The following is a 21,404-nucleotide window of genomic DNA, read 5'->3' as shown; positions in this document are numbered from 1 at the left end:
GCGATTCCCGGTCGGTACACTACTCGTTGACAACAACCTCGGGGAGAATCACATGACACTGTTGCAGCTGCGGTACATCGTCAAGATTGTCGAATGCGGGTCGATGAACGAGGCGTCGCACGCACTGTACGTTTCGCAACCTGCGTTGAGCTCGTCGGTCAAGGAACTCGAGAACGAGCTCGGCATAGAGATCTTCACGCGCTCCTCGCAGGGCATTGCGCTGACCGTCGACGGCGCGGAATTCCTCACCTATGCGCGGCAGGTGCTCGACCAGGCGGATCTGTTGGAGGAACGGTACAAGAACGCGAAACCGCGCAAGCAGCTGTGCTCCGTCTCCACACAGCATTACATGTTCGCGGTCGAGGCCTTCGTCGAGATGATCAACTCGTTCAAATCGGATGAATACGAGTTCACCATTCGCGAGACGCGCACGAAAGACATCATCAATCAGGTTGCGAACATGCGTTCCGAGATCGGCATCCTGTACCTTTCCGACTACAACACGCATGTGATCGGCAAGATGCTGCGAGAGAAGCACCTCGAGTTCCACCCGCTCTTCCGCGCGCCGTTGCACGTGTTCATCTCGAAAGACAACCCGCTGTCGATGAAGAAGAAAGTGACGATGGACGATCTCAAGCCCTTCCCGTTCATCCAGTACGAACAGGGGGAGGAGGGCTCCTTCTTCTTCGCCGAAGAGGCGGTGTGGCCGGAGTATTCGCCCAAGCAGATCAATGTGACCGACCGTGCGACCATTCTGAACTTCATCATCGGGCTCAACGGGTATACGGTATGCACTGGAATCGATAACGGCGACCTTAATAATGAGAAGATCATGACGATTCCGCTCGACACCGACGAGACGATGCTGCTGGGTTGGATCACGAACGAACGCGCGAAACTCTCGAAGGCTGCACAGACCTATCTCGACAAGCTCAAGGGGGTCATTGCGAACCACGGATATACGATCATTTCAGATTGACACCTGCCTACTTCGCCCCCACCCAAAGCACGTCGCGGGCGCATATGAGCAAACATATGCGCCCGCGACGTGTTTTCGGTTACAGATCACTCACAGTGCGTCGATCAGATCGAGCATCTGACTGACGTTCTTCTTGCCGAACTCGACGGTTTGCCTGCCTCCGCGATTGAGTACGATGCACGGCACGCTCATGACGTCGTACTTCTCCTTGAGTTCGGGGAAGTGGGCGACGTCGTAGGCTTCGGCCCTGACATTCGGGTTCGCCGCGGCAATGCGCTGGGAGGCACGAACCGTCTCCGGGCACATCGTGCACGTCAGACTCACCAGGATCATGATCTCGGTGGGATCGTGAATCGCCTCGATTCGTTCGGCCTCGTCTCCGATGAGTGGCTGACCGGGGCCTGCCGCATTGTAGAGGCCAAGCACGAACGAATGGAACTCATGGCCGGTCGGCACGCCGTGGAATGTCAAGCCGGTGGGCACCAGCATCCCCGCATCGTCACGTACCATGATGCTGACCAGAGGGGCGGCAAACGGCAATGGATCGTTCACATCGAATTCGCCACGCCCGTTGGGGGCGATCTTACCCACCTTGTCTTCGATCATGTCGAGCTTGCCGTCGCTCAGGCGCACCAGTTCAGTGATGAACGCCTTGAGATCGGACGAGGTCTTCGTCTCGTCGAGCTGCAGCTGCAATGTCAGCGGCCGCGCCATGCGTGAGAAGACCACATTGAGTTGTTTGATCACGTCGTCATTGAACACCGCGGACACCGTGTTCTGCGGATCTTCCGACTGGCTGCGGTCCGGAGCCGGGGCAGGGGTGGTGCCCGCAGGCTTGTTCCGCGCAGCCTGCTGCTCCTCCTGCTCATAGACACTATGGTCCACACGTTTCGGCACGATGCCCGTCTCCAGACTTTTCGCGGCAGCATACCGTTCTGCGTTCACCGCGGCGATGGCGCCATCGGCGGTTGCCGTGACGACCTGGCGCAGATCCTTCACCCGAAGATCGCCTGCGGCGAATATGCCCGGCCGGCTGGTCTGCATATGTTCGTCGGCGATCACATATCCCTGCGGATCAAGGTCGACGATTCCTTTCACCACAGCGGTCTGTGGCACATATCCGGCGAATACGAACACGCCGAAGGTGCCTCCATTGTCTGGCTGCCAGACGGTTTGCGTACCGGTGGCGACCGAACGCCACACGGCCCTGTCGAGTCCTTGCTCACCGGCCTGCACCCCGACGAGCTCGGTGCCATAGTGAATCTCGATGTTCGGGTTGTCCTTGGCCTTCTGTGCCACCATGGCATCGCAGGTGAAGTCGTCCTCACGCACCAGCAACGTCACCTTGCGTGCAAAGCGGGTGAGGAACACCGACTCCTCAGCTGCGGCGAAACCGCCTCCGACCACAATGACGTCCTTGCCGGTGAAGAACTCGCCATCGCAAGTGGCGCAATAGGCGACTCCTCGGCCGGCATATTCGAGTTCACCGTCGAAACCGACCTTGCGCGGAGCAGCCCCCATGGCCAGAATGACCGCGAAGCACCGGTAATCGCCTCGCTTCGTATGCACGATCTTCAAACCGGAACGGTCTGGATCTTCCTCGATGCCGGTGACATCGCCAACGGTGAGTTCGGCACCGAAATCCTGCGCTTGCTGGCGCATCGCCTTCGTGAGTGCATGGCCATTGGTGCGCGGTACACCGGGGTAATTGACCACTTCCGCCGTGATGGTGATCTGACCGCCGAAGTCCTCTTTCTCAATGATGAGGGTGCGGTAACGTGCACGCGCGAGGTACATGCCGGCGGTGAGGCCTGCAGGGCCCCCACCGATCACAATCGCGTCATAGAGTTTCGAATCGTTCATGCTCCAATACGCTTCCGATCAGAGTTCACCCACGAGGTCGAGGCTCGGCTCGAGCGTTTCGTCGCCGGGCTCCCACTTGGCCGGGCACACCTGATCGCCATGCTCGTACACGAACTGCGACGCCTTCACACGGCGCAGGATCTCCTCTGCATTGCGCCCGACGTTCGAAGAGATGACCTCATAGGCCACCACCTTGCCCTCGGGGTCGATGATGAAATCGCCGCGTTCGGCCAAGCCGGACTCCTCGTTATAGGTCTTCAGATCACGGGCGAGCTTGCCGGTGGTGTCGGCGAGCATCGGGTACTGCACCTTGCCGATCTTCTCATTGGCATCATGCCAAGCCTTGTGCACCCACTGGGTGTCGCACGACACCGAGTAGATCTCACAACCGGCCTTCTTGAACTCGGCGTAATGATCCTGCAGGTCCTCAAGCTCAGTGGGGCAGACGAAGGAGAAGCCGGCAGGATAGAAGAACAGCAACGACCAATGACCGAGCAGATCCTCCTTGCCTATGGTCTCAAGTGCCCCGTCATGGTAGGCCTCCACGGAGAAATCGATGAGATTATGCTGCAACATTGACATGGTAATCTTCCTTTCGATGGATTGCCAAAAGATCCTTCTTCGAGTATGGCCACATGCAGCGTGGATTGTACGCGGGTCTACTCAGAGCGAATGCGGCGAACGTCACATATGATGTGCCTCACATGCGGATCAACCTTCCATGCTTCCCAAGCGACGGAACGCCTCCGGAACCGCACGGACGATGTCGGAGGCGATGATGGGGCGTCCGAGGGATTCGTCGGCATCGGTCTCTTCCAATCCCACGATGTTCGGTTTGTTCCAGGCATGTTGAGTTGCATGAGAGGCCAGCGAGGCCGCCAGTCCATGAAGGTATGCGGCCGCGGCAGCTGTTTCGGGAACGGTGTCGGGATCTTCGAGATAGGCGTCGCCTTGCTGGGCCAACAATGCTCCGGTCATGCCCGCGAGCACGTCACCAGCCCCTGCAGTGGCCAGGGTGGCTGGCGCCCGGCCTGACACGAGCACGCGCCCCATTGAGTCATCATCGGGTCCAACCACAATGGTCAACGCGCCCTTGAGCAGCACTGTGGCCCCGGTGAGACGTGCCGCACGTCGTGCGAAATACAGGGGGCGTTGTTCTATCTCAGCTGCATTCACCGGTTCGTCGATACGCGTCAGGAGTCTGGACAGCTCGTTGGCATGGGGCGTGAGCACGACCTGTGAGGGCACATGTCGGGGCAGCAGGTCGAGGGCGCCGGCATCCACCACGATCGGAGGCATGTTCCTGGCCTCCTCGTCCTGCTGGGCATCGCTGTATTCCACATCGCCGCCATCAATGTCGCTCACCGATTCCGCCGGTGCCGGATCGGTGAATTCATAATGTGCCAGCAACGATTCAATGGCCTCCCGTTGGATGTCCTGCGTGTCTTCCCCCGGAACGCCACTGCCCACCACCCAGGCTTCAACGCGTCCCTTACCCATTGTGGCTTCGGGCAATGCCTGCAACACCAGGTCCTGGGCATGTTGTGGGCCGAGGTAGCGCACCATGCCTATGTTCGAGCGGGCAGCTGCGGTGGTGGAGAGCACTGCGGCACCGGGGTATTGCACCGATCCGGTGATGAGCCCCACCACACCTCGCGTGTATTTCGAGTCGGTCACCTTCGGCTCATGAATCGACATGCGGGCGAAATCGGCATCCACCATCTCAACGCCAGGCACCGCGGATTCGAGGTCGAAGCCGAAATCCACCAGATTGATCTCACCGCAGGCGTATGCGGCAGGGGGGAGCATGGCGCAGGGCTTCAGTGCACCAAACATCATCGTGATGTCCGCGGGAATGTAGGCACCCGGCAATGTGCCATCATCCACGCCTATGCCCGAGGGCGTATCGACCGCAACCACCAACGGCTTGTGTTCGCTACCCTCGTCGGACTTGAAGGCGCCAAGCACCTCTGCGAGTGCGCGGGGAATGCCCTGCAGGGCATCGCGTACGCCTATACCGGTCATTGCATCAACGATGATATGGGAGCGTTTGGCGTAGCGAATGGCCGTCTCAAGTCGTTGCCCGGCCTCTCCCGAGGAGAATCCGGTGGGCACGCCGGGAATGCGTGAACCCGGATCAAGCGTCCAAATGTGGCCGCCGGACTGCACGAAAGTGACGAACCCCTGTTCATGCAGCTGCTTGCCGACGGCAATGGCCGTCACGTTCACGCCCTGTGCCGCAAGCATGGCACCGGTGAACAGGCCATCTGCACCGTTGTCTCCCGCACCGACAAGCACGCTGACCCGTATGTCATGCGGGTCAAGGGGAGCGTCTTCTATGATCTGCAGGATCTTGTGCGCCGTGGCGCGTGCCGCCATGCGCATGAGAGGCACGCCCTCCGCCAACAGGGGTTGCTCCATGGCACGCACATTGGCCACACTGTAGGCGGTGGTGGTCAGCAAATCGATGTGTGCGTCATCGAGCGCTGCGGTCTGCTCGCGTTGAGCGGTCTGTGAGGCCATAAGACATCCCTTCCGTATGGTCCATAAAACAGGACGGCGAATAGTCTCAACTCTAGTACGCGGCGCAAGGCGGCATGCATGATTGGGCGATAGCGTACCCTGTTTGCTTCACCTCTCAACGATAAATCGACATGGACGAATTCCCCGCCCATAGAATTGGGCATGACGCCCATGCGGATTTCCCCGCCGGGCATATCGGAAGGAACTGCAATGTGCACAGCCGTTCGTTTTGACGATGGACAGAACAATATGTACTTCGGACGCAATCTCGATTGGAGCGAGGATTACGGGGAGAAAATCGTATTCGCCCCACATGATTACCATTACACGCCGGCATTCAATGCCGAAGACAAGAACCACCCGGTGATCGGCATCGGCATCATCGTGGAAGATACGCCGCTGTATTTCGACTGCATGAACGATGCCGGCCTCGCCGTGGCGGGTCTCAACTTCGCCAAGTACTGCAAGTACGCCACCGAGGCGGTCAACTTCACCACGAACGTGGCCGCATACGAGTTCCCCCTGTGGGTCACCCGCAACTTCACCAGTGTGGACGATGTGCAGGAGGCTCTGAAGAATGTGACGATCGTCGGCAAGCCCATCAATGACAGGTTCCCGGTGGCCACACTGCATTGGATCATCGCCGACAACACCCGCAGCATCGTCGTCGAATGCACCGAGGACGGCATGCACGTCTACGATGACGACGTCGATGTGCTTACCAATCAGCCACCGTTCCCACAGCAGATCGAGCATCTCGACAATTACGCCTACGTTTCCCCGCGTACCGGCAAGTCGGTGAAATGGGGAAGCTCGGAACTTGAGACCAATCAGGATTCCAACAGCTCCCAGGGTCTTCCGGGTGGCTATGGTTCCATGGCGCGCTTCGTGCGCGCGGCATACAACAATACGCATTATCCGACGCAGAGCGGCGAGGATGCCAACGTGAACCGCCTGTTCAAGACGTTGTCGACCGCCGCAGTGATCGAGGGGACTGCAATCTCGGCGAACGGCGAATTCGAGAAAACGCTGTATTCCGACTGCTATTCAACGGCCACGCAGACCGTGTATTTGAAGAAGTACGACGATATGGCCGTGCATTCCTATGCCGTCAAGGATTTCGACGCCTCCTCGAACCAGTTGCAGAGCAAGTGAGCGAGGACGCCAGAGGACTCCGTTCGGTAACGATTGCCTCGTAGACTGGGGCAACACGTATTCGGGACCTGCGCATGCGTGGGTCCCGATTTCTATGCCGAGAGAGGGCGGAGGAACGGCATGTTCGAGGAGCTGCATAGGAAGATGAACCGGTTCTGGAATGCCGATCGCACACTGAGCGAGACAGATCCCGAGTTCATTGGGATCTTCAGCGAATTCGCATATGACACGGTGGTCAATGAGCCCGGTGCCAATGATGAGAAGCTCGACGACCATGCCCGTTGCATGGCGATCATCGCAGCCATCATCGGCTCACAGGGCATGGATGCCTTCGAGATGATGCTGCCTATCTCATATCATTCCGGCGTCACCTCCGTTGAACTCAAGGAAATCGTGTATGAGGCCACGCCTTTGATCGGTTTCGCGCATACACTGCCGTATCTCAAACGAATCAATGATTATCTCAATGTGGAGAATGTGGAACTGCCCTTGGCGCCGCAATCCGCAATCGGTAAGCAAAACCGCGCAAAGGAAGGTACCTCACTGCACAGAACACTTTTCGGCGAATCTGCAGACAGTGACGAGGAGTTTCGCAAGATGGGCGCCGGTCACATCGATTCCTGGATCCGCGGCGATTACCTCGGTGCCTACTTCACGCGGAACGGACTGAGCTTGCAGGAACGGGAGATGATTGCATTCTGCCTGCTCATGGCACAACCGGATTGCGCCAATGAGCTGCGCGGCCATATCATGGCGAACCTCCGGGTGGGCAACACCGCGCATTTCCTCATCGCAGTGGCTTCGCAATGCCTGCCGTACATCGGGTATCCGCGCGCGGTGAACGCCGTGAAAACCATTGCGGAAGTGACCCATAATGACAAACAGACAGTGTGACCGAACCGCCCGTGCGGTTCCGCACCCTTGCAATCAGTGAAGAAGTGAGCAATGAGTACATCCACGCAGACCGATATGGCACAACCTCGGCATATTCCACCCAAACCGGACAATCCGATCGTCCAGGAAGAGAGAAAACATGAGGGCGCAGCCGTCAAGGCGGCGTTGGCGGCGAACGTCGGCGTGGCCATCGCCAAACTCGCGGCTTGGGCATTCACACAATCCTCGGCCATGCTCTCCGAATCGGTGCATTCGATAGCGGACTGCACGAATGAGATCGTATTGATGGCCGGCGGCAGCGTGGCCCGCAAGAAACGCAAGAACCCACAACACCCCTTCGGTTGGTTCCGCGTCAAATACTTGGCATCGTTCGTCGTGGCAACCTTGCTGTTCTTCGTGGGCGGCTTCTTCTCGACAAGCGAGGCCGTCAAGAAGATCACCGAGGTGCTCTCCGATCAGTCGGCACGAGTGGCGAACCGGGGTGAGCTCGTGGTTGCGCTGATCGTCGTGATCATCAGCGCCTGCCTTGAGGGGTACGGTCTGCACCAGTCGGTCAAAGAGTCCAATGAACGCATGCGGCATACCGGAATGCCGCATATGGGTATCTATCGGTTCTGGAGAGTGACGAAATCCGCCGACCTCGCCTCGGTGATCATGGAAGACACGCTCGCATTGATCGGTCTGGTGTTCGCCTTCCTCGGCATAGGACTCGCGATCTGCACCGGTGACGAACTGTACGATGCGCTTGGCGGCATGTTCGTAGGCATCGTGTTGATTGCCGGTTCGCTGCTCCTCGCCTACAAGACCGGTTCGCTGCTCATAGGGGAGTCGGTGAGCCCGTTGACACAGGAGCGGATCATCAAGGCGGTCGAGGGAACCGAGGGCGTGGAGGATCTCCTCAACATGCAGAGCGTGCATATGTCGGAAGACAACATTCTGCTCTGCCTCAAAGTGCAGACCTCCAAGCTCGACCGTGATTACGATGTGACGACGGTGAACAAAATCGAGGATGCGGTGCGTACCGCGATGCCATGGTATAACTGGGAAATCTATGTGGAACCCGATGTGATGCGAGAGACGCAGGCGGGGACGCCGGACGAACCGGTTGATCTCATGGAGTAGCAATCAGGATTCGCATATCATAGTGGCCCGAACTTTCGTCCGGGCCACTATGATATGCGAATCCTGATTGCGCACGCAAACAACGCCGCAACCCATCCCATCGCCTTCACTCCTCGGCGACAAGCTCCAGATACGAATCGTTCCACAGATCCTCGTCGCCATCCGGCATGAGCAGCACGCGCTCTGGTCGGAGCGCCTCGACGGCGCCCTCATCGTGGGTGACCAGCACAATCGCTCCCTCGTATTTCGAGATTGCCTTGAGAATCTCATTGCGCGAGGCGGGATCGAGATTGTTCGTGGGTTCGTCGAGCAGCAGCACATTGGCACGGGAGGTCACCAACGTGGCGAGCGCCAGTCGGGTCTTCTCGCCGCCCGAAAGCACGTGGGTGAGTTTGAAGGCATCGTCACCGGAGAACAGGAACGATCCGAGTATGGAGCGCGCTTGGGTGTCGGTGAGTTCGGGTGCCACTCGCTGCAGGTTCTCGAGCACGGTGATGCCTAGATCCAGGGTGTCGTGCTCCTGGGCGAAATAGCCGATTTTCGCGCCATGGCCGTATTCGACTACGCCGGTGTCCGGCTCCTCAAGATGGGCGAGCAAACGCAGTGTGGTGGTCTTGCCCGCACCGTTGTACCCGAGGATGACCACCCGGGAGCCTTTGTCGATGGCCAGATTGACTCCCGCGAATACGATGTTCGAGCCATAGGCTTTCGAGATGTCCTTCGCCTCGATGGGGGTCTTGCCGCATGGTGCCGGCTCCGGGAAGCGTATGTCGGCCACCTTCTCCTTCTTCTGGGCCACGGAGGTTTCGGCGAGGAGACGTTCGGCTCGACGCATCATGTTCTGCGCTGCCACGGCTTTTGTGGCTTTGGCATGCAGTCGAATGCCCTGCTGCATGAGGCGCTCGGCCTTCTTCTCAGCCACTTCACGCTCACGGCGACGGCGCTCCTCGTCCACGACGCGCTGGTGTAGGTATGCCTTCCAACCGAGCGAGTACATGTCGATCTGGCCGAGCTGGGCGTCGAGGTGCCATACTTTGTTCACCACCTCGTCGAGCAGTTCGTTGGAGTGGGAGATTACGAGGAATCCGCCTTCGTATTTCTTCAGGAATTCGCGCAACCACAGTATGGAATCGGCATCTAGATGGTTTGTCGGTTCGTCCAGGATGAGCGTGTCGGCATCGGAGAAGAGGATGCGTGCCAGTTCTATGCGCCGGCGTTGTCCGCCGGAGAGCGTGCCGAGTTGTTGGCCCATGACCTCCTGGGGTAGGCCGAGGCTGGCGGCCATTGCGGTCGCCTCCGATTGCGCCGCATACCCGCCGGCTTTCTCGAAATCCTGCATCGCCTTGTCGTACCGGTTCATCGCCTTCGTTATCACGTCCGGATCCGGGCTGGTCATCTCTTTCTCGGCCTTGCGGATTCGTTTGATGATTGAGGCGATGTCACGTGCGCTCATCATACGGTCGAGCGCCGTCTGTTCCGGATCAGCGGCATGGGTGTCCTGCGGAAGGTAGCCGAGTTTGCCCGAGACACGAACGGTGCCCGCGGTGGGGAGCATGTCTCCGGTGATGACGCGGGTGAGTGTGGTCTTGCCTGCGCCGTTTCGGCCCACCAGGCCGATTTTGTCACCCTTCGTCACATGGAAGTTCGTCGGGTGCAGCAGCGTGCGGGCACCGATCTGAATCTCAAGTCCCTGCGCGTCAATCGGCATGGGTCACCATCTCCTGTATGAACTCTCGTATGTCTTGTATCTCCCGGGCGACGATCGCATGTGCCGTCTGCGGGTAGTCCCGGTATGTCAGCCTGCCGGTCCGCTGCAGGCATTCGCGGATCCTGCATTGGTCGGCCCGCGGAATCGTCGTGTCATCCTCGCCATAGCATAGTAAGAAACGTGTACGGCTGTGCATGAGCCGCTCCCGCTCGTCATCGGATAATCCGCCGACGAAGGAGGGGCTCATCAATATGGCGGCGTCGAACATCGTGGGTTCCGCAAGCACCATACGCAGACTCATATAGCCACCTTGGGAGAAACCGATGCAGACGGTCGGACGATTGCGGCAGATGGGGGAGTCGAGCAACCTCATGATTCCCCCGATGTTTTCATCTGCCAACCGTCTGCGCTCCTCGGCGCCGCATCCATGCGGGTACCACGAATAGCCGCCCATGTACTCGCGCTCGAATGGGGCGCGGAAACTGATGTAGCTCATCTGGTTGTGCTTGCCAACGGCCTCAATGACGCGGATCATTTCATGCTCGTCATTTCCGTATCCGTGGAACATGAGGAACAGCGGCGAGGAATCGTCGTGGATATGGCATAGGGCGTTGAGCATATCAGGCTCCTTGGGTCTTCTTATTCCTACATCTTCAACCGGCAGGCGAACCGGAATCAGTCGAAAATGCGCTCTCGATATATGTCGACAAGTTGGTCGAGCGTCTTCGAGGCGTATGCAGGGGAAGTGGAGGGAAGAGCCGTTTCAGGCACATGGATGCCATTGCACTCGAGCATCGGCTCGCTGTATTTGTGGAACAGCTGGTCCGCCTTCTGCCCGCACGCGTAGATATGTGAGATCTGTGAATTGCGAATGATCTCGCTCAAGTCGCTGGGCACGACGTTGCGGATGCTCGAATCGCTGGCGCCGACAATATCGCATGACTCCACCGTGTCCCACAACGCGAACCGGTGACGCAGTGCGAATGCCCGGCGTGAATCCGGGGTGTCTCCAACCACGTCGGATGCATCTTCCGGATCGGCGAACAACGCCTGCATGATCGGCCAGAACCGGTTGCGCGGATGCATGTAGAAGAAGCCGGCTTCCCGTGATTTCGGGCTCGCCATGGTGCCAAGGAACAGGCGAGTCGAATCCGCCGCATAGCAGGGTCCGAAACCATGCTCCACATGAATAAATCGTTCCATAGTGCTCACCTCATACACAACAGCCGCGTACCCGGGAAATTCCGGTACGCGGCTGGCTGACTCACAGACGGCGTGACGAAAGCCTCACCTATGCTCCTAGGCGCCTGGGTGATCCGTCGATTGCAGTTCTCCGTCGGATTCCACGCTCTTCCGTCCCTGCTCATCCACCGCACCCGCATGTGCCGAGGAGAGCGCGTCCGCGGAATTGAGCCTTCCGGTCAGATGACGCCATGGCAGATACATGAGTGCGGCGGCGATGGTCTCGGCGATGATGACAATCACTGCGGTGATCTTCGAAGTGTCCATGATTCGAATCGCCACTCCGAGCACGGACCACAACACGCACAGCCCGAACACCCAATCACCCATGTACCAGCGCATGGCGCAGGCGGCAGCCAGCAACAGCAAAGCCAGGATGATTGTGGAAATCATCTGTCCGAACGCAGAAAGCGAACCGTCTTTGGACAGATAGTAGCTCACTGCGCGTGCGATGTCGGTGATGGTCTCGATTCCCAGCCATGAACCCCAAAGCGAGAACGGAACCCAGCCCCACAGCGTTCTGTCATGTCTCCGGGAGAAGAACCATAGCACCCAGATCACTATGGTCGAGGCAAACACCAAGGTGATCGTGGCCGGGTAGTTCACGGCATGGAAGCAGAACAGCCACGCGATTTGCAGTACGCAGGCGGCAATGAACAAGATTCCGAGGAGACTGGCCGGGATCTTGCCCAGGTTCCTCGCGCGGTGCTTATCGTTGCCGAGACGCACAAGCCAAACGGCGGCGGACACGAATATGACCGCCCAGATGAGATCCGTATATCGCGCCGGCACGAACCAAGTGAACGCCTCCGAATGCTGCGGCTTGACCATTCGACGCATCACGCCGGTCTGTGCCAGCACGTTGCACACGACCAATGCGGCGAACGACACCCACGTACAGATCATCTCAATGTCATGCCGCACCTTCTGTTGCGAACGCTGCAAACTGCTTTTCGGCTCCACGGTCACCGCATTGGCCTGCGTATGCTCTGTCTGTCTCTTCTCGCCCATCAGCTCTCCCAAATACGAGTGAATGCATGTGTATGACTCCACGATATAGCCAGCCGGCGCGCATGTTCGGCATGAGCATCGAATTCAGTCAACCGGGAAAACCCGACGATGGAATATGCGGCGACGGCATATGTTGTTATTTGGGTGGCTGCGGCACACGTCCCACAATCGAACAAGTGTTCGACTTTTGCGTGGAATTGATGTACGATACTGCATACACATAAGCCGATTGCATACAGACGGCGTGGAAAGAGCGATGCCTGACGGGAGGAATGCCTTGGCAAATCATGATGCACGGGCGAGCAGGGAAACGGTCGTGGAAAAGGTGATGACGAGCGACTCGTTCCTGAGCAGGGAGCTCGGCAAGGCACCCCTCGAGGAACACGATGGCAATCTGGTGGCCGACATCGGCCACTTGCCCAATGATCTCAAAATCGTGGTGCAGGGTGCCCGCGAGCACAACCTCAAGGATGTGGATCTGGAATTCCCCCGAAACCGCATGGTCGTGTTCACAGGCCTATCGGGGTCCGGCAAGTCATCGATGGCTTTCGACACGTTGTTCGCGGAGGGCCAGCGCAGGTATGTCGAATCGCTTTCCGCCTATGCCCGCCAGTTCCTCGGGCAGATGGACAAACCGGATGTCGATTTCATCGAGGGTCTGAGCCCGGCGGTCTCCATCGACCAGAAAACGACCAACCGCAATCCACGTTCCACGGTGGGAACGATTACCGAAATCTACGATTACCTGCGCCTGCTGTTCGCCAGAACCGGCATACCGCACTGCCCGGTGTGTGGCGAACCGGTGCAGGCCCAGACCCCCCAGCAGATGGTGGATGCACTGCTCGCATACCCCGAGCGAACCCGCTTCCAGATTCTGGCGCCAGTAGTGCGAGGGCGAAAAGGGGAGTTCACCGATCTGCTCGAACTTCTGCGTGGCGATGGGTACGCAAGAGCCATCATAGACGGCGAGATGCGGCAACTGTCCGACGACATCACGCTGACGAAGCAGAAGAAGCATACGATCTCGGTCGTCATCGACCGTTTGGTGATTCGTGATGGCATTCGCCAGCGTCTTACGGATTCCGTTGAGACTGCGCTGCGATTGGCCCATGGGGTGATGGTCGCCGAATTCGTCGACCTGCCACAGGACGATCCGAAAAGGCAGGTGCCGTTCTCCGAGCATATGGCCTGCCCGAATGGCCATACCCTCGATCTCGACGAGATCGAGCCGCGCACGTTCTCGTTCAATGCGCCCTATGGTGCATGCCCGGAATGTACGGGCCTCGGTTTCAGCTTGGAAATCGACCCCGAACTCGTGGTTCCCGACCCCGACAAGACGTTGAACGAGGGAGCCATAGAGCCTTGGATGATGACGAAGAGCAGCGGCGACTATTACCGTCACCTGCTTGAAGGACTCGCCGATCAGATGGGGTTCAGTCTCGATACCCCATGGAAGGACCTCCCCGAGGAGGTGCGCCAGGCAATCCTCTACGGCCGCGACTTCAAGGTTGAGGTTTCGTATCGTAACCGCTGGGGACGTATGCGCGAATACACCACCGGCTTCGAAGGTGTGATTCGATCCCTCATGCGACGACACGAGGAGACCGATTCCGAACAACGCAAACAATACTATGAATCGTACATGCGCGAAGTGCCCTGCAGCGCCTGCCACGGCAAGCGACTCCGACCGGAGGTGCTGGCCATCACCGTCGACGGGGAATCAATCGCCGATGTGTGCGACATGGCGGCCGAGCGCAGCCTCGAATGGATCAACAACCTCTCACTGACCGGAGCTGCGGCGAAAATCGCGGGTGAGGTGGTCAAGGAGATCCGAGCACGCCTCGGATTCCTCAACGATGTCGGCCTGAACTACCTCACTCTTTCCCGTGCCGCCAAAACGCTGTCTGGAGGCGAAGCCCAGCGCATTCGACTGGCGACCCAAATCGGCTCCGGACTCGTGGGCGTCATGTACGTACTCGACGAGCCGTCAATCGGACTGCATCAGCGAGACAACGCCCGGCTCATCTCCACATTGCATCATCTTCGCGACCTCGGCAACACGCTCGTGGTGGTCGAACATGATGAAGACACGATCACGAGCGCCGATTGGGTGGTAGACATCGGCCCGAAGGCCGGCGAACAGGGCGGAGAGGTCGTGTATTCCGGCCCCGCCGAACACCTTGTCAACGCGCCGCGGTCGATCACCGGCGACTACATTGCGGGGCGCCGTAGCATCGAAGTGCCGAAGACACGGCGCAAGATAGACCGTTCACGCATGCTGAAGGTGGTGGGCGCCCGCGAGAACAATCTGAAGAACATCGACGTCAAGTTCCCCCTCGGCGTGATGACCTGCGTGACCGGCGTCTCCGGATCCGGCAAATCGACGCTCGTGAATCAGATTCTCTACCCGGTGCTGGCCGACAAGCTCAACGGTGCACGGATCGTGCCCGGCAAGCATACGCGTGTCGAGGGTGTGGGCCAGTGCGACAAAGTGATTCATGTCGACCAGAACCCGATCGGACGCACCCCCCGTTCGAATCCGGCGACCTACACCGGCGTATGGGACAAAATCCGCGCCCTGTTCGCCAAGACTCCCGAGGCACAGGTTCGCGGCTACGGTCCCGGACGGTTCTCCTTCAATGTCAAGGGCGGCCGTTGCGAAGCCTGTCACGGTGACGGCACCTTGAAGATCGAGATGAACTTCCTTCCGGATGTCTATGTGGAATGCGAGGAATGCCACGGCAAACGCTATAATCGCGAAACACTCGAGGTGAAGTACAACGGCAAGACCGTCAGCGACATCCTCGACATGCCGATCAGCGAAGCCGCCGAGTTCTTCAAGGCGTACCCCTCCATCTCACGCTACCTTAACACATTGGTGGACGTCGGGCTGGGGTATATCCGTCTCGGACAGCCAGCCACCACGTTGTCGGGTGGCGAATCCCAACGCGTGAAACTGGCCACCGAGCTGCAACGACGTTCCACCGGCAAGACGGTCTACATTCTCGACGAGCCCACCACCGGCCTGCACTTCGAAGACGTGAACAAGTTGCTGCTGGTGCTGCAGGGACTCGTCGACAAAGGCAACACGGTGATCATCATCGAGCACAACCTCGATGTGGTGAAGTCCTGCGACTGGCTCATCGACCTTGGTCCCGAGGGCGGCGATGGAGGTGGCACGATCGTCGCCGAGGGAACGCCAGAGCATCTGGTCACATGCGAGGGGTCTTGGACAGGCAGATTCCTCGCACCGATGCTCGAACGGGCATCGTGCGACATGCACCAATGACACATTGCCATGCCGCACGCACCGTCGGCAAAATCATTCACGGCAACAAGCGATAAGGGGAGACATGCCCATTTTCGAGCGTCATGCGCCAGGAACCTGGAGGCATCTTGCCGATGATCTCATGGGAGCCACCGGCAATACCAGCGCCGGCGGCCATGCACAGATGCCGGAGGACGTGAATGCGAACGGCGCACCGTTACTCGGTGACTCCCGTGATCTCTTCAGGCCCAAGACGGGTGACATTCCTGCCCAGCCCGGCGTCTATAAGTGGCGCGATGGCGACGGACAGGTAATCTATGTAGGCAAGGCCAAGAACCTGCGCAACCGTCTGTCCAACTATTTCCAGCCATTGCGGCAGCTGCACCCGCGCACCCAGACCATGGTGCTCACAGCCCGATCCTTGGAATGGACGGTGGTGGGCACCGAATTGGAGGCGCTCACACTGGAATACACCTGGATCAAAGAGTTTGACCCCCGGTTCAACGTGCAGTTCAGGGACGACAAGACCTATCCATACCTGGCGCTGTCGATAGGCGAGGAGTACCCGCGTATCTGGGTCACGCGCAGCCGCAAGCGCCGTGACACCCGCTACTATGGGCCGTATGCGAAGGTGTGGGATCTGCGCAAAAGTCTCGACGGACTCCTACGCACCTTCCCGGTGCGCACGTGCACCGATGCGAACTTCCGCAAGGCGCAGCTCACCAATAGGCCATGCCTGCTGGCGTCGATAGGCAAATGCTCTGCCCCCTGTGTGGGGCGCATAACCCCGCAAGACCACAAGCGCCTGTGCGAGCAATTGGTCGGCGTGCTCACCGGAGGCATAGGCAAATCGTATGTGGCGAAACTCACTGCAGCTATGAAGGAGGCAAGCGCCGAACTCGATTTCGAAAAAGCCGCGCGCCTGCGAGATGAGATCCAGATGCTCTCCACGGTTGTGGAGCAGAATGCGGTTGTTCTCGATCAGGATGTGGATGCCGATGTGTTCGGCATTGCATCCGATGAGCTTGAGGCGTCGGTGCATGCATTCTTCGTGCGCTCGGGCTCGATTCGCGGAGAACGCAACTGGAGTGTGGAACGCGTCGAAGATGTCGATGACACCGAACTGATCAGCGATCTGATCATGCAGGTGTATTCGGAACTGTACAGTGAGCGTGAAGCAGGTGGCTTCCGCCGGACCGATGCACTGCCATCCTCCCGACCGACCGTGGACCCACCGATGGCCCAGGCTGCGACGCTTGACGCGGCCGTGAGCGCGGAACCCACGCCGATTCGTATGGAAAAAGCACAGATCAAAGTCGAAGAGCAGCGCACGGCCATGGGATCGACACAGCGCATGTCGGCCGGCGACGCGTCATCCCGTGCACAGTCGACCAAGGCGCGTAACGCAAGACGCGAGCAGACCGGTCGTGCCGATCTGCTCGAACCGATCGCCCCTGTGCCCAGACAGGTGCTGGTCTCAGTGATGCCCGCGCGTGCCGATGACCTGGAACAATACTTGCGACGGCTTCGCGGTGGCGCGGTCTCGATTGGGACGCCTGCAAGAGGTAACAAGCGGCAACTGCTCGAACGCGCCGAACAGAACGCACAGCAGGCGTTGCAACGTTCGAAAATGAGCCGCATCTCCGACATAGGTGCGCGTACGACCGCCATGAACGATGTGGCCGATGCGCTTGGACTCAGCCAGGCGCCGTTGCGCATCGAATGCTATGACATCTCGAATACAGTGGGCGGGGCGTTCCAAGTGGCATCCATGGTGGTGTTCGAAGACGGCATGGCCCGGAAATCCGAATACAGACGCTTTGCCATACGTGGTGCCGACGGCAAAGGTGCGGTGGATGATCTCAGTGCGCTGTATGAGACGCTGACCAGACGATTCAAGCATGGGAACATTGCGGGAGACACCGGCGAAAGCATGGACAACGAGAAGCGGGTTTCGCAGGAGGGAGAGCTGGAATCCGCCGAGCAGGTCCAACAGGAAATAGTCCAGCAGAACACCGACCGCCGTCATTTCGCCTACAAACCGAATCTGGTGGTGGTCGATGGCGGCAAGCCTCAGGTGATGGCCGCCGCGAAAGCATTGGAGGACTGCGGTGTGACTGACGTGGCCGTGTGTGGACTGGCCAAGCGCATGGAAGAGGTGTGGGTGCCGGACGACGACTATCCGGTCATTCTCAAACGTTCATCGGAGGGCATGTACCTGCTCCAACGTGTCCGTGATGAATCACACCGCTTCGCCATCAACTACCATCGTCAGACCAGACGCAAGGGTGCCCTCCGCTCGGCACTCGACGAGATTCCGGGAATCGGCCCGACGTTCCAGAAGCGGCTGCTGAACCACTTCGGGTCAGTGCGGCGCATGAAACAGGCCAGCCTCGAAGAACTGGAATCCGTGAAAGGCGTTGGCCATGCCAAAGCACAGGCCATCTACGAAGCACTGCATGACAATGCTTCGTGAACACCTATATGCGTTATTGCAATGGCTATGAGTCGTTGTTGTGGCATGCGCCGATGCCGCAACAAAGCGCAGCTATGCTGTAGAGTGCTGTAGGGCATGCAACGGGCATGCACAAATGAGGGGATGAGAATATGGATGAGATGCAACGATGTGCGGTATTAGGCAAACCAATCGCGCATTCGCTGTCGCCGGTGTTGCATGAGGCGGCGTATCGAGCGCTTGGTCTTGGGCAATGGTCGTATACGAAGCAGGAAGTGGCTGAAAGCGAGCTTCCCTCATTCCTTGGCTCACTGGACCCCTCCTGGCGAGGCTTGAGCCTGACGATGCCGCTCAAACGCACCATCGCCCCCTTCGGCATTGCACGGAACCAATGGGCACGGGAGCTTGGCGTCGCCAACACCGTCGTATTCGATTGGGATTCCCCCTCCACTTCTGAGGGTCAGGATCTTCCGGCCATGGCACTCTACAATACTGATGTCTATGGTATCGTGCGTGCTTTCCATGACGCCTTTCGCACCCATGGCATGACGTTGCCAGCTCAGCCAAACGCAGTCATACTCGGCAACGGTAACACCGCGACTTCGGCATTGGCGGGGTGCATCACGATGGGCTGTTCCCAGGTCACCGTCGCCGCGCGGCACCCGGATCGCAGCACGGCACTGATCGACCTGGGTGCCGCGCATGGTGTGACGGTTCGTAGCATCCCATTGGAGGATTGCCTTCCGGCACTGGAACAATGCGACATCGCGATCAGTACGATTCCCGGGACGGGCGCCGATGTGGTTGCCCGGCGTTTCGCGGAACATGCACAGCCCATCCATGGAGCACTGCTCGATGTCGTATATGATCCCCGCCCAACCGAACTCATGGTAGCTTGGCGCGATCGTGGCGGTCTCGCCGTAGGAGGAGAGCGAATGCTGCTGCATCAGGCCGTGGCGCAAGTGTTGCTGATGACGGGAACAATCGGGGGAGACGATGTGGACGATGCCCTGAATAATCCACCCCAAACCGGTACACTGGAACAGGCCATGTGGGAAGCGTTGGAGAAGGAGCTGTGATGCAATCCGCACACAATGAACAAAGAGGCGTGGAGTCGGAATCCGCACACGCCTCCTCTCCAGCAGAAGGCTTCGAAGTGCTGCTCATCACCGGCATGAGTGGTGCAGGTCGCTCGCATGCAGCCCATAGCATAGAGGATATGGGATGGTATGTGGTGGACAATATGCCACCCAAACTCCTCGAACCCATGGTGGACATGATGACCGCGTCAAAATCCGGGTTCCATAAGCTTGCAGCAGTGATCGACGTGCGCTCCCGCGACTATTTCATGGACCTGAGTTCGGTGCTCTCGCATCTGGATGATCTGGGCCTCAAAACGCGCATCCTCTTCCTGGATGCCGATGACAACGTACTGGTCAAGCGATTCGAATCCGTCCGCCGGCCGCACCCTTTGCAGCAGGGTAACCGTCTTATAGACGGCATCCACGAGGAACGGAAGCTGCTCGAGAACCTCGAGGAACGTGCCGACATCGTGATCAACACCTCGAAGCTGAGCATCCACCAGCTCTCCACCAAGCTTTACGAGGCTTTGACAGGCAACGGACCTACAACCGTTTCCGTGCACATCTTCAGTTTCGGTTTCAAGTACGGCATACCGATCGATGCCGATTTCGTGGCCGATGTGCGATTCCTGCCCAATCCCTACTGGGTGCCACAGCTACGCGAGCTCAACGGGCATGATGCACCGGTGAGTGAATACGTGCTGTCGAATGACAAGGCCACACAGTTCCTCGATGCCTATGAGAAGGCCATCGAAATAGCGATCCAAGGCTATGCACAGGAGGACAAGCATTATGTGACGATCGCAATCGGTTGCACCGGCGGCCAGCATCGTTCCGTGGCGATGAGCGAGGCATTGGCATCAAGATTGCGGTCGCATGGTCTCTCGGTCTCCGTCTCGGCCCGAGAGTTGGATCGGAAAACCCAATGATTGCAAGTGTTTTCCCATATCGTGAAAGCAACTTCAACATGTGGGAAAACTCAACAAAGATGTCCAAGACGTTCGGTATCACAGAACAGCGGAGTCAATGAGACACGCCGAACCGTAATAGGTACCACACAACTTACAGGAGGATCTTTTGGCGCTTCTCGATGAGGTCAAAAGCGAGTTGTCGAACATCGATGGGGGATCCCCGGCGGTGCAGAAGGCACAGGTGACGTCGATGCTGTACTTCGGCCGAGGATTCCGCAAGGTGCAGCGTGAATCCTCGACGCAGATCATCGTCCAACCACAATTCGACTCCATGGAAGCCGCCCACTGGCTCCAGGAAACAATCGAGAGCCTGTATAAAATCCCAGCCGCCCTCAAATCCGTCGATGTGAAGACCCCTCATGGCTCCATGCGTCGATATGCCGTGGACGTCGGCGCACGCGCCGGTTTCGCATTGGCGGTGCGCACCGGCATGATAGACCCACGGCTCAACCGTATCGTCCGCGGACTGCCAACGGATCTGTCCAACGGCAACATTGCCCAAATCAAGGGTGTGTGGCGTGGTGCCTTCATGTCTGCTGGTGTGCTTTCGGATCCCGACAAACCTAGCGCGCTTGAGATTATCTGCCCGAACGAGGAGACAGCGGATTCGCTCATCGCCATGGGTCAGCGCCTCGGCATACGAGCCGCAAAGCATACGGTGCGCAGTTCCGTACGCGTCCATCTCTCCGACCCGGATGCCATCGAACGGCTCCTCACGATGATGGGAGCCTCAAGCACGGTACGCGATTGGACCGGCAAGAGACCCGACACCGAATCACACCATCGCGCCAACCGACTGGCAAACTTCGATGACGCGAATATGCGCCGCAGCGCGAAAGCCGCCGCAGAGGCCGTGGTGAAAGTGCAGCATGCATTCGATGTGCTCGGAGACGATATTCCGCAGAATCTTCGTGCCGCCGGGCAATTGCGCATCGATCACCCCGATTTCTCCTTGGAGGAGCTCGGACGAGCCGCCCGCCCGCAGATCAGCAAGGACGCGGTGGCGGGCCGTATCCGTCGTCTGCTGCAACGGGCAGAGAAAGCGGAGCAGGACGCCGCAATGGCGTAAGCTGGTGTACAGCGTGATGTTGCGTAACGGATAATCGAGCCGATATCGCGTGGATTTGACGC

General features: G+C 58.7%; 16 protein-coding genes. 9 read left to right on the top strand and 7 right to left on the bottom strand.

All coding sequences use genetic code 11. The annotated features are described in order from the left end of the window. The first annotated feature begins 52 nt into the window (after positions 1-52). The gene (locus BANAN_RS04335; protein ID WP_014697708.1) at positions 53-979 is read left to right on the top strand and encodes a LysR family transcriptional regulator; all 927 of its coding nucleotides are present in this window, start codon (positions 53-55) and stop codon (positions 977-979) included. Positions 980-1,069: 90 nt separating this feature from the next. Here the strand turns inward: BANAN_RS04335 and BANAN_RS04330 are convergent, their stop codons facing one another. From BANAN_RS04330 to BANAN_RS04320, 3 genes are all read right to left on the bottom strand, one after another. After that, positions 1,070-2,842 carry an FAD-dependent oxidoreductase gene (locus BANAN_RS04330; protein WP_014697707.1) on the bottom strand — a complete coding sequence of 591 codons (1,773 nt, stop codon included), beginning with the start codon at positions 2,840-2,842 and terminating at the stop codon, positions 1,070-1,072. Positions 2,843-2,860: 18 nt separating this feature from the next. After that, entirely contained in the window at positions 2,861-3,424 is a 564-nt protein-coding gene (locus BANAN_RS04325) for a redoxin domain-containing protein (RefSeq protein ID WP_014697706.1), read from the bottom strand. A gap of 129 nt (positions 3,425-3,553) precedes the next feature. Further along, the gene (locus BANAN_RS04320) at positions 3,554-5,365 is read right to left on the bottom strand and encodes a bifunctional ADP-dependent NAD(P)H-hydrate dehydratase/NAD(P)H-hydrate epimerase (protein WP_014697705.1); all 1,812 of its coding nucleotides are present in this window, start codon (positions 5,363-5,365) and stop codon (positions 3,554-3,556) included. A 210-nt stretch (positions 5,366-5,575) separates the two neighbouring features. On the opposite strand from BANAN_RS04320, the gene bsh reads away from it, so the two are divergent. From bsh to BANAN_RS04305, 3 genes are all read left to right on the top strand, one after another. Next, positions 5,576-6,520 carry a choloylglycine hydrolase gene (bsh, locus tag BANAN_RS04315; protein ID WP_014697704.1) on the top strand — a complete coding sequence of 315 codons (945 nt, stop codon included), beginning with the start codon at positions 5,576-5,578 and terminating at the stop codon, positions 6,518-6,520. A gap of 120 nt (positions 6,521-6,640) precedes the next feature. Continuing rightward, positions 6,641-7,414, top strand: coding sequence for a carboxymuconolactone decarboxylase family protein (locus BANAN_RS04310; protein ID WP_014697703.1), 774 nt, complete (start codon positions 6,641-6,643; stop codon positions 7,412-7,414). A 51-nt stretch (positions 7,415-7,465) separates the two neighbouring features. After that, the gene (locus tag BANAN_RS04305) at positions 7,466-8,536 is read left to right on the top strand and encodes a cation diffusion facilitator family transporter (protein WP_014697702.1); all 1,071 of its coding nucleotides are present in this window, start codon (positions 7,466-7,468) and stop codon (positions 8,534-8,536) included. A 106-nt stretch (positions 8,537-8,642) separates the two neighbouring features. Here BANAN_RS04305 and BANAN_RS04300 read toward each other — a convergent pair whose 3' ends face one another. The 4 genes from BANAN_RS04300 to BANAN_RS04285 all read right to left on the bottom strand — a co-directional run bounded on the left by BANAN_RS04300 (position 8,643) and on the right by BANAN_RS04285 (position 12,497). Next, a complete protein-coding gene (locus BANAN_RS04300; RefSeq protein WP_014697701.1) occupies positions 8,643-10,244 on the bottom strand; it encodes an ABC-F family ATP-binding cassette domain-containing protein in 1,602 nt (533 codons plus the stop codon). Further along, positions 10,234-10,863 (bottom strand): alpha/beta hydrolase, encoded by a 630-nt coding sequence (locus BANAN_RS04295; protein WP_014697700.1) that lies wholly within the window; start codon positions 10,861-10,863, stop codon positions 10,234-10,236. Before BANAN_RS04295 ends, BANAN_RS04300 begins: the two co-directional genes overlap by 11 nt. A gap of 56 nt (positions 10,864-10,919) precedes the next feature. Then, positions 10,920-11,447: a DNA-deoxyinosine glycosylase gene (locus BANAN_RS04290; protein ID WP_041777001.1), complete on the bottom strand. Its 528-nt coding sequence runs from the start codon at positions 11,445-11,447 to the stop codon at positions 10,920-10,922. A 96-nt stretch (positions 11,448-11,543) separates the two neighbouring features. Then, a complete protein-coding gene (locus BANAN_RS04285) occupies positions 11,544-12,497 on the bottom strand; it encodes a hypothetical protein (RefSeq protein ID WP_014697698.1) in 954 nt (317 codons plus the stop codon). A gap of 328 nt (positions 12,498-12,825) precedes the next feature. Here BANAN_RS04285 and uvrA point away from each other — a divergent pair, with 328 nt between their 5' ends. The 5 genes from uvrA to whiA all read left to right on the top strand — a co-directional run bounded on the left by uvrA (position 12,826) and on the right by whiA (position 21,342). After that, on the top strand, positions 12,826-15,786 hold the full coding sequence (uvrA, locus tag BANAN_RS04280; protein WP_014697697.1) for an excinuclease ABC subunit UvrA: 2,961 nt from the start codon (positions 12,826-12,828) through the stop codon (positions 15,784-15,786). A 64-nt stretch (positions 15,787-15,850) separates the two neighbouring features. Continuing rightward, the gene (uvrC, locus tag BANAN_RS04275; RefSeq protein ID WP_014697696.1) at positions 15,851-18,241 is read left to right on the top strand and encodes an excinuclease ABC subunit UvrC; all 2,391 of its coding nucleotides are present in this window, start codon (positions 15,851-15,853) and stop codon (positions 18,239-18,241) included. A gap of 131 nt (positions 18,242-18,372) precedes the next feature. Beyond that, on the top strand, positions 18,373-19,299 hold the full coding sequence (locus BANAN_RS04270; RefSeq protein WP_014697695.1) for a shikimate dehydrogenase: 927 nt from the start codon (positions 18,373-18,375) through the stop codon (positions 19,297-19,299). Further along, positions 19,299-20,231: an RNase adapter RapZ gene (gene rapZ / locus BANAN_RS04265; RefSeq protein ID WP_014697694.1), complete on the top strand. Its 933-nt coding sequence runs from the start codon at positions 19,299-19,301 to the stop codon at positions 20,229-20,231. Before BANAN_RS04270 ends, rapZ begins: the two co-directional genes overlap by 1 nt. 148 nt (positions 20,232-20,379) lie before the next feature. After that, entirely contained in the window at positions 20,380-21,342 is a 963-nt protein-coding gene (whiA, locus tag BANAN_RS04260) for a DNA-binding protein WhiA (RefSeq protein ID WP_014697693.1), read from the top strand. Positions 21,343-21,404: the final 62 nt, after the last annotated feature.

The sequence above is a fragment of the Bifidobacterium animalis subsp. animalis ATCC 25527 genome (assembly GCF_000260715.1).
Lineage (GTDB): Bacteria > Actinomycetota > Actinomycetes > Actinomycetales > Bifidobacteriaceae > Bifidobacterium > Bifidobacterium animalis.
Note: the sequence above shows the minus strand (reverse complement) of the source record. Positions and strands in the feature narration are given on the sequence as shown.

Coding starts and splice junctions, on each gene's coding strand:
- BANAN_RS04335 (WP_014697708.1), top strand. CDS start 53: ATGACACTGTTGCAGCTGCGGTACATCGTCAAGATTGTCGAATGCGGG.
- BANAN_RS04330 (WP_014697707.1), bottom strand. CDS start 2,842: ATGAACGATTCGAAACTCTATGACGCGATTGTGATCGGTGGGGGCCCT.
- BANAN_RS04325 (WP_014697706.1), bottom strand. CDS start 3,424: ATGTCAATGTTGCAGCATAATCTCATCGATTTCTCCGTGGAGGCCTAC.
- BANAN_RS04320 (WP_014697705.1), bottom strand. CDS start 5,365: ATGGCCTCACAGACCGCTCAACGCGAGCAGACCGCAGCGCTCGATGAC.
- bsh (WP_014697704.1), top strand. CDS start 5,576: ATGTGCACAGCCGTTCGTTTTGACGATGGACAGAACAATATGTACTTC.
- BANAN_RS04310 (WP_014697703.1), top strand. CDS start 6,641: ATGTTCGAGGAGCTGCATAGGAAGATGAACCGGTTCTGGAATGCCGAT.
- BANAN_RS04305 (WP_014697702.1), top strand. CDS start 7,466: ATGAGTACATCCACGCAGACCGATATGGCACAACCTCGGCATATTCCA.
- BANAN_RS04300 (WP_014697701.1), bottom strand. CDS start 10,244: ATGCCGATTGACGCGCAGGGACTTGAGATTCAGATCGGTGCCCGCACG.
- BANAN_RS04295 (WP_014697700.1), bottom strand. CDS start 10,863: ATGCTCAACGCCCTATGCCATATCCACGACGATTCCTCGCCGCTGTTC.
- BANAN_RS04290 (WP_041777001.1), bottom strand. CDS start 11,447: ATGGAACGATTTATTCATGTGGAGCATGGTTTCGGACCCTGCTATGCG.
- BANAN_RS04285 (WP_014697698.1), bottom strand. CDS start 12,497: ATGGGCGAGAAGAGACAGACAGAGCATACGCAGGCCAATGCGGTGACC.
- uvrA (WP_014697697.1), top strand. CDS start 12,826: ATGACGAGCGACTCGTTCCTGAGCAGGGAGCTCGGCAAGGCACCCCTC.
- uvrC (WP_014697696.1), top strand. CDS start 15,851: ATGCCCATTTTCGAGCGTCATGCGCCAGGAACCTGGAGGCATCTTGCC.
- BANAN_RS04270 (WP_014697695.1), top strand. CDS start 18,373: ATGGATGAGATGCAACGATGTGCGGTATTAGGCAAACCAATCGCGCAT.
- rapZ (WP_014697694.1), top strand. CDS start 19,299: ATGCAATCCGCACACAATGAACAAAGAGGCGTGGAGTCGGAATCCGCA.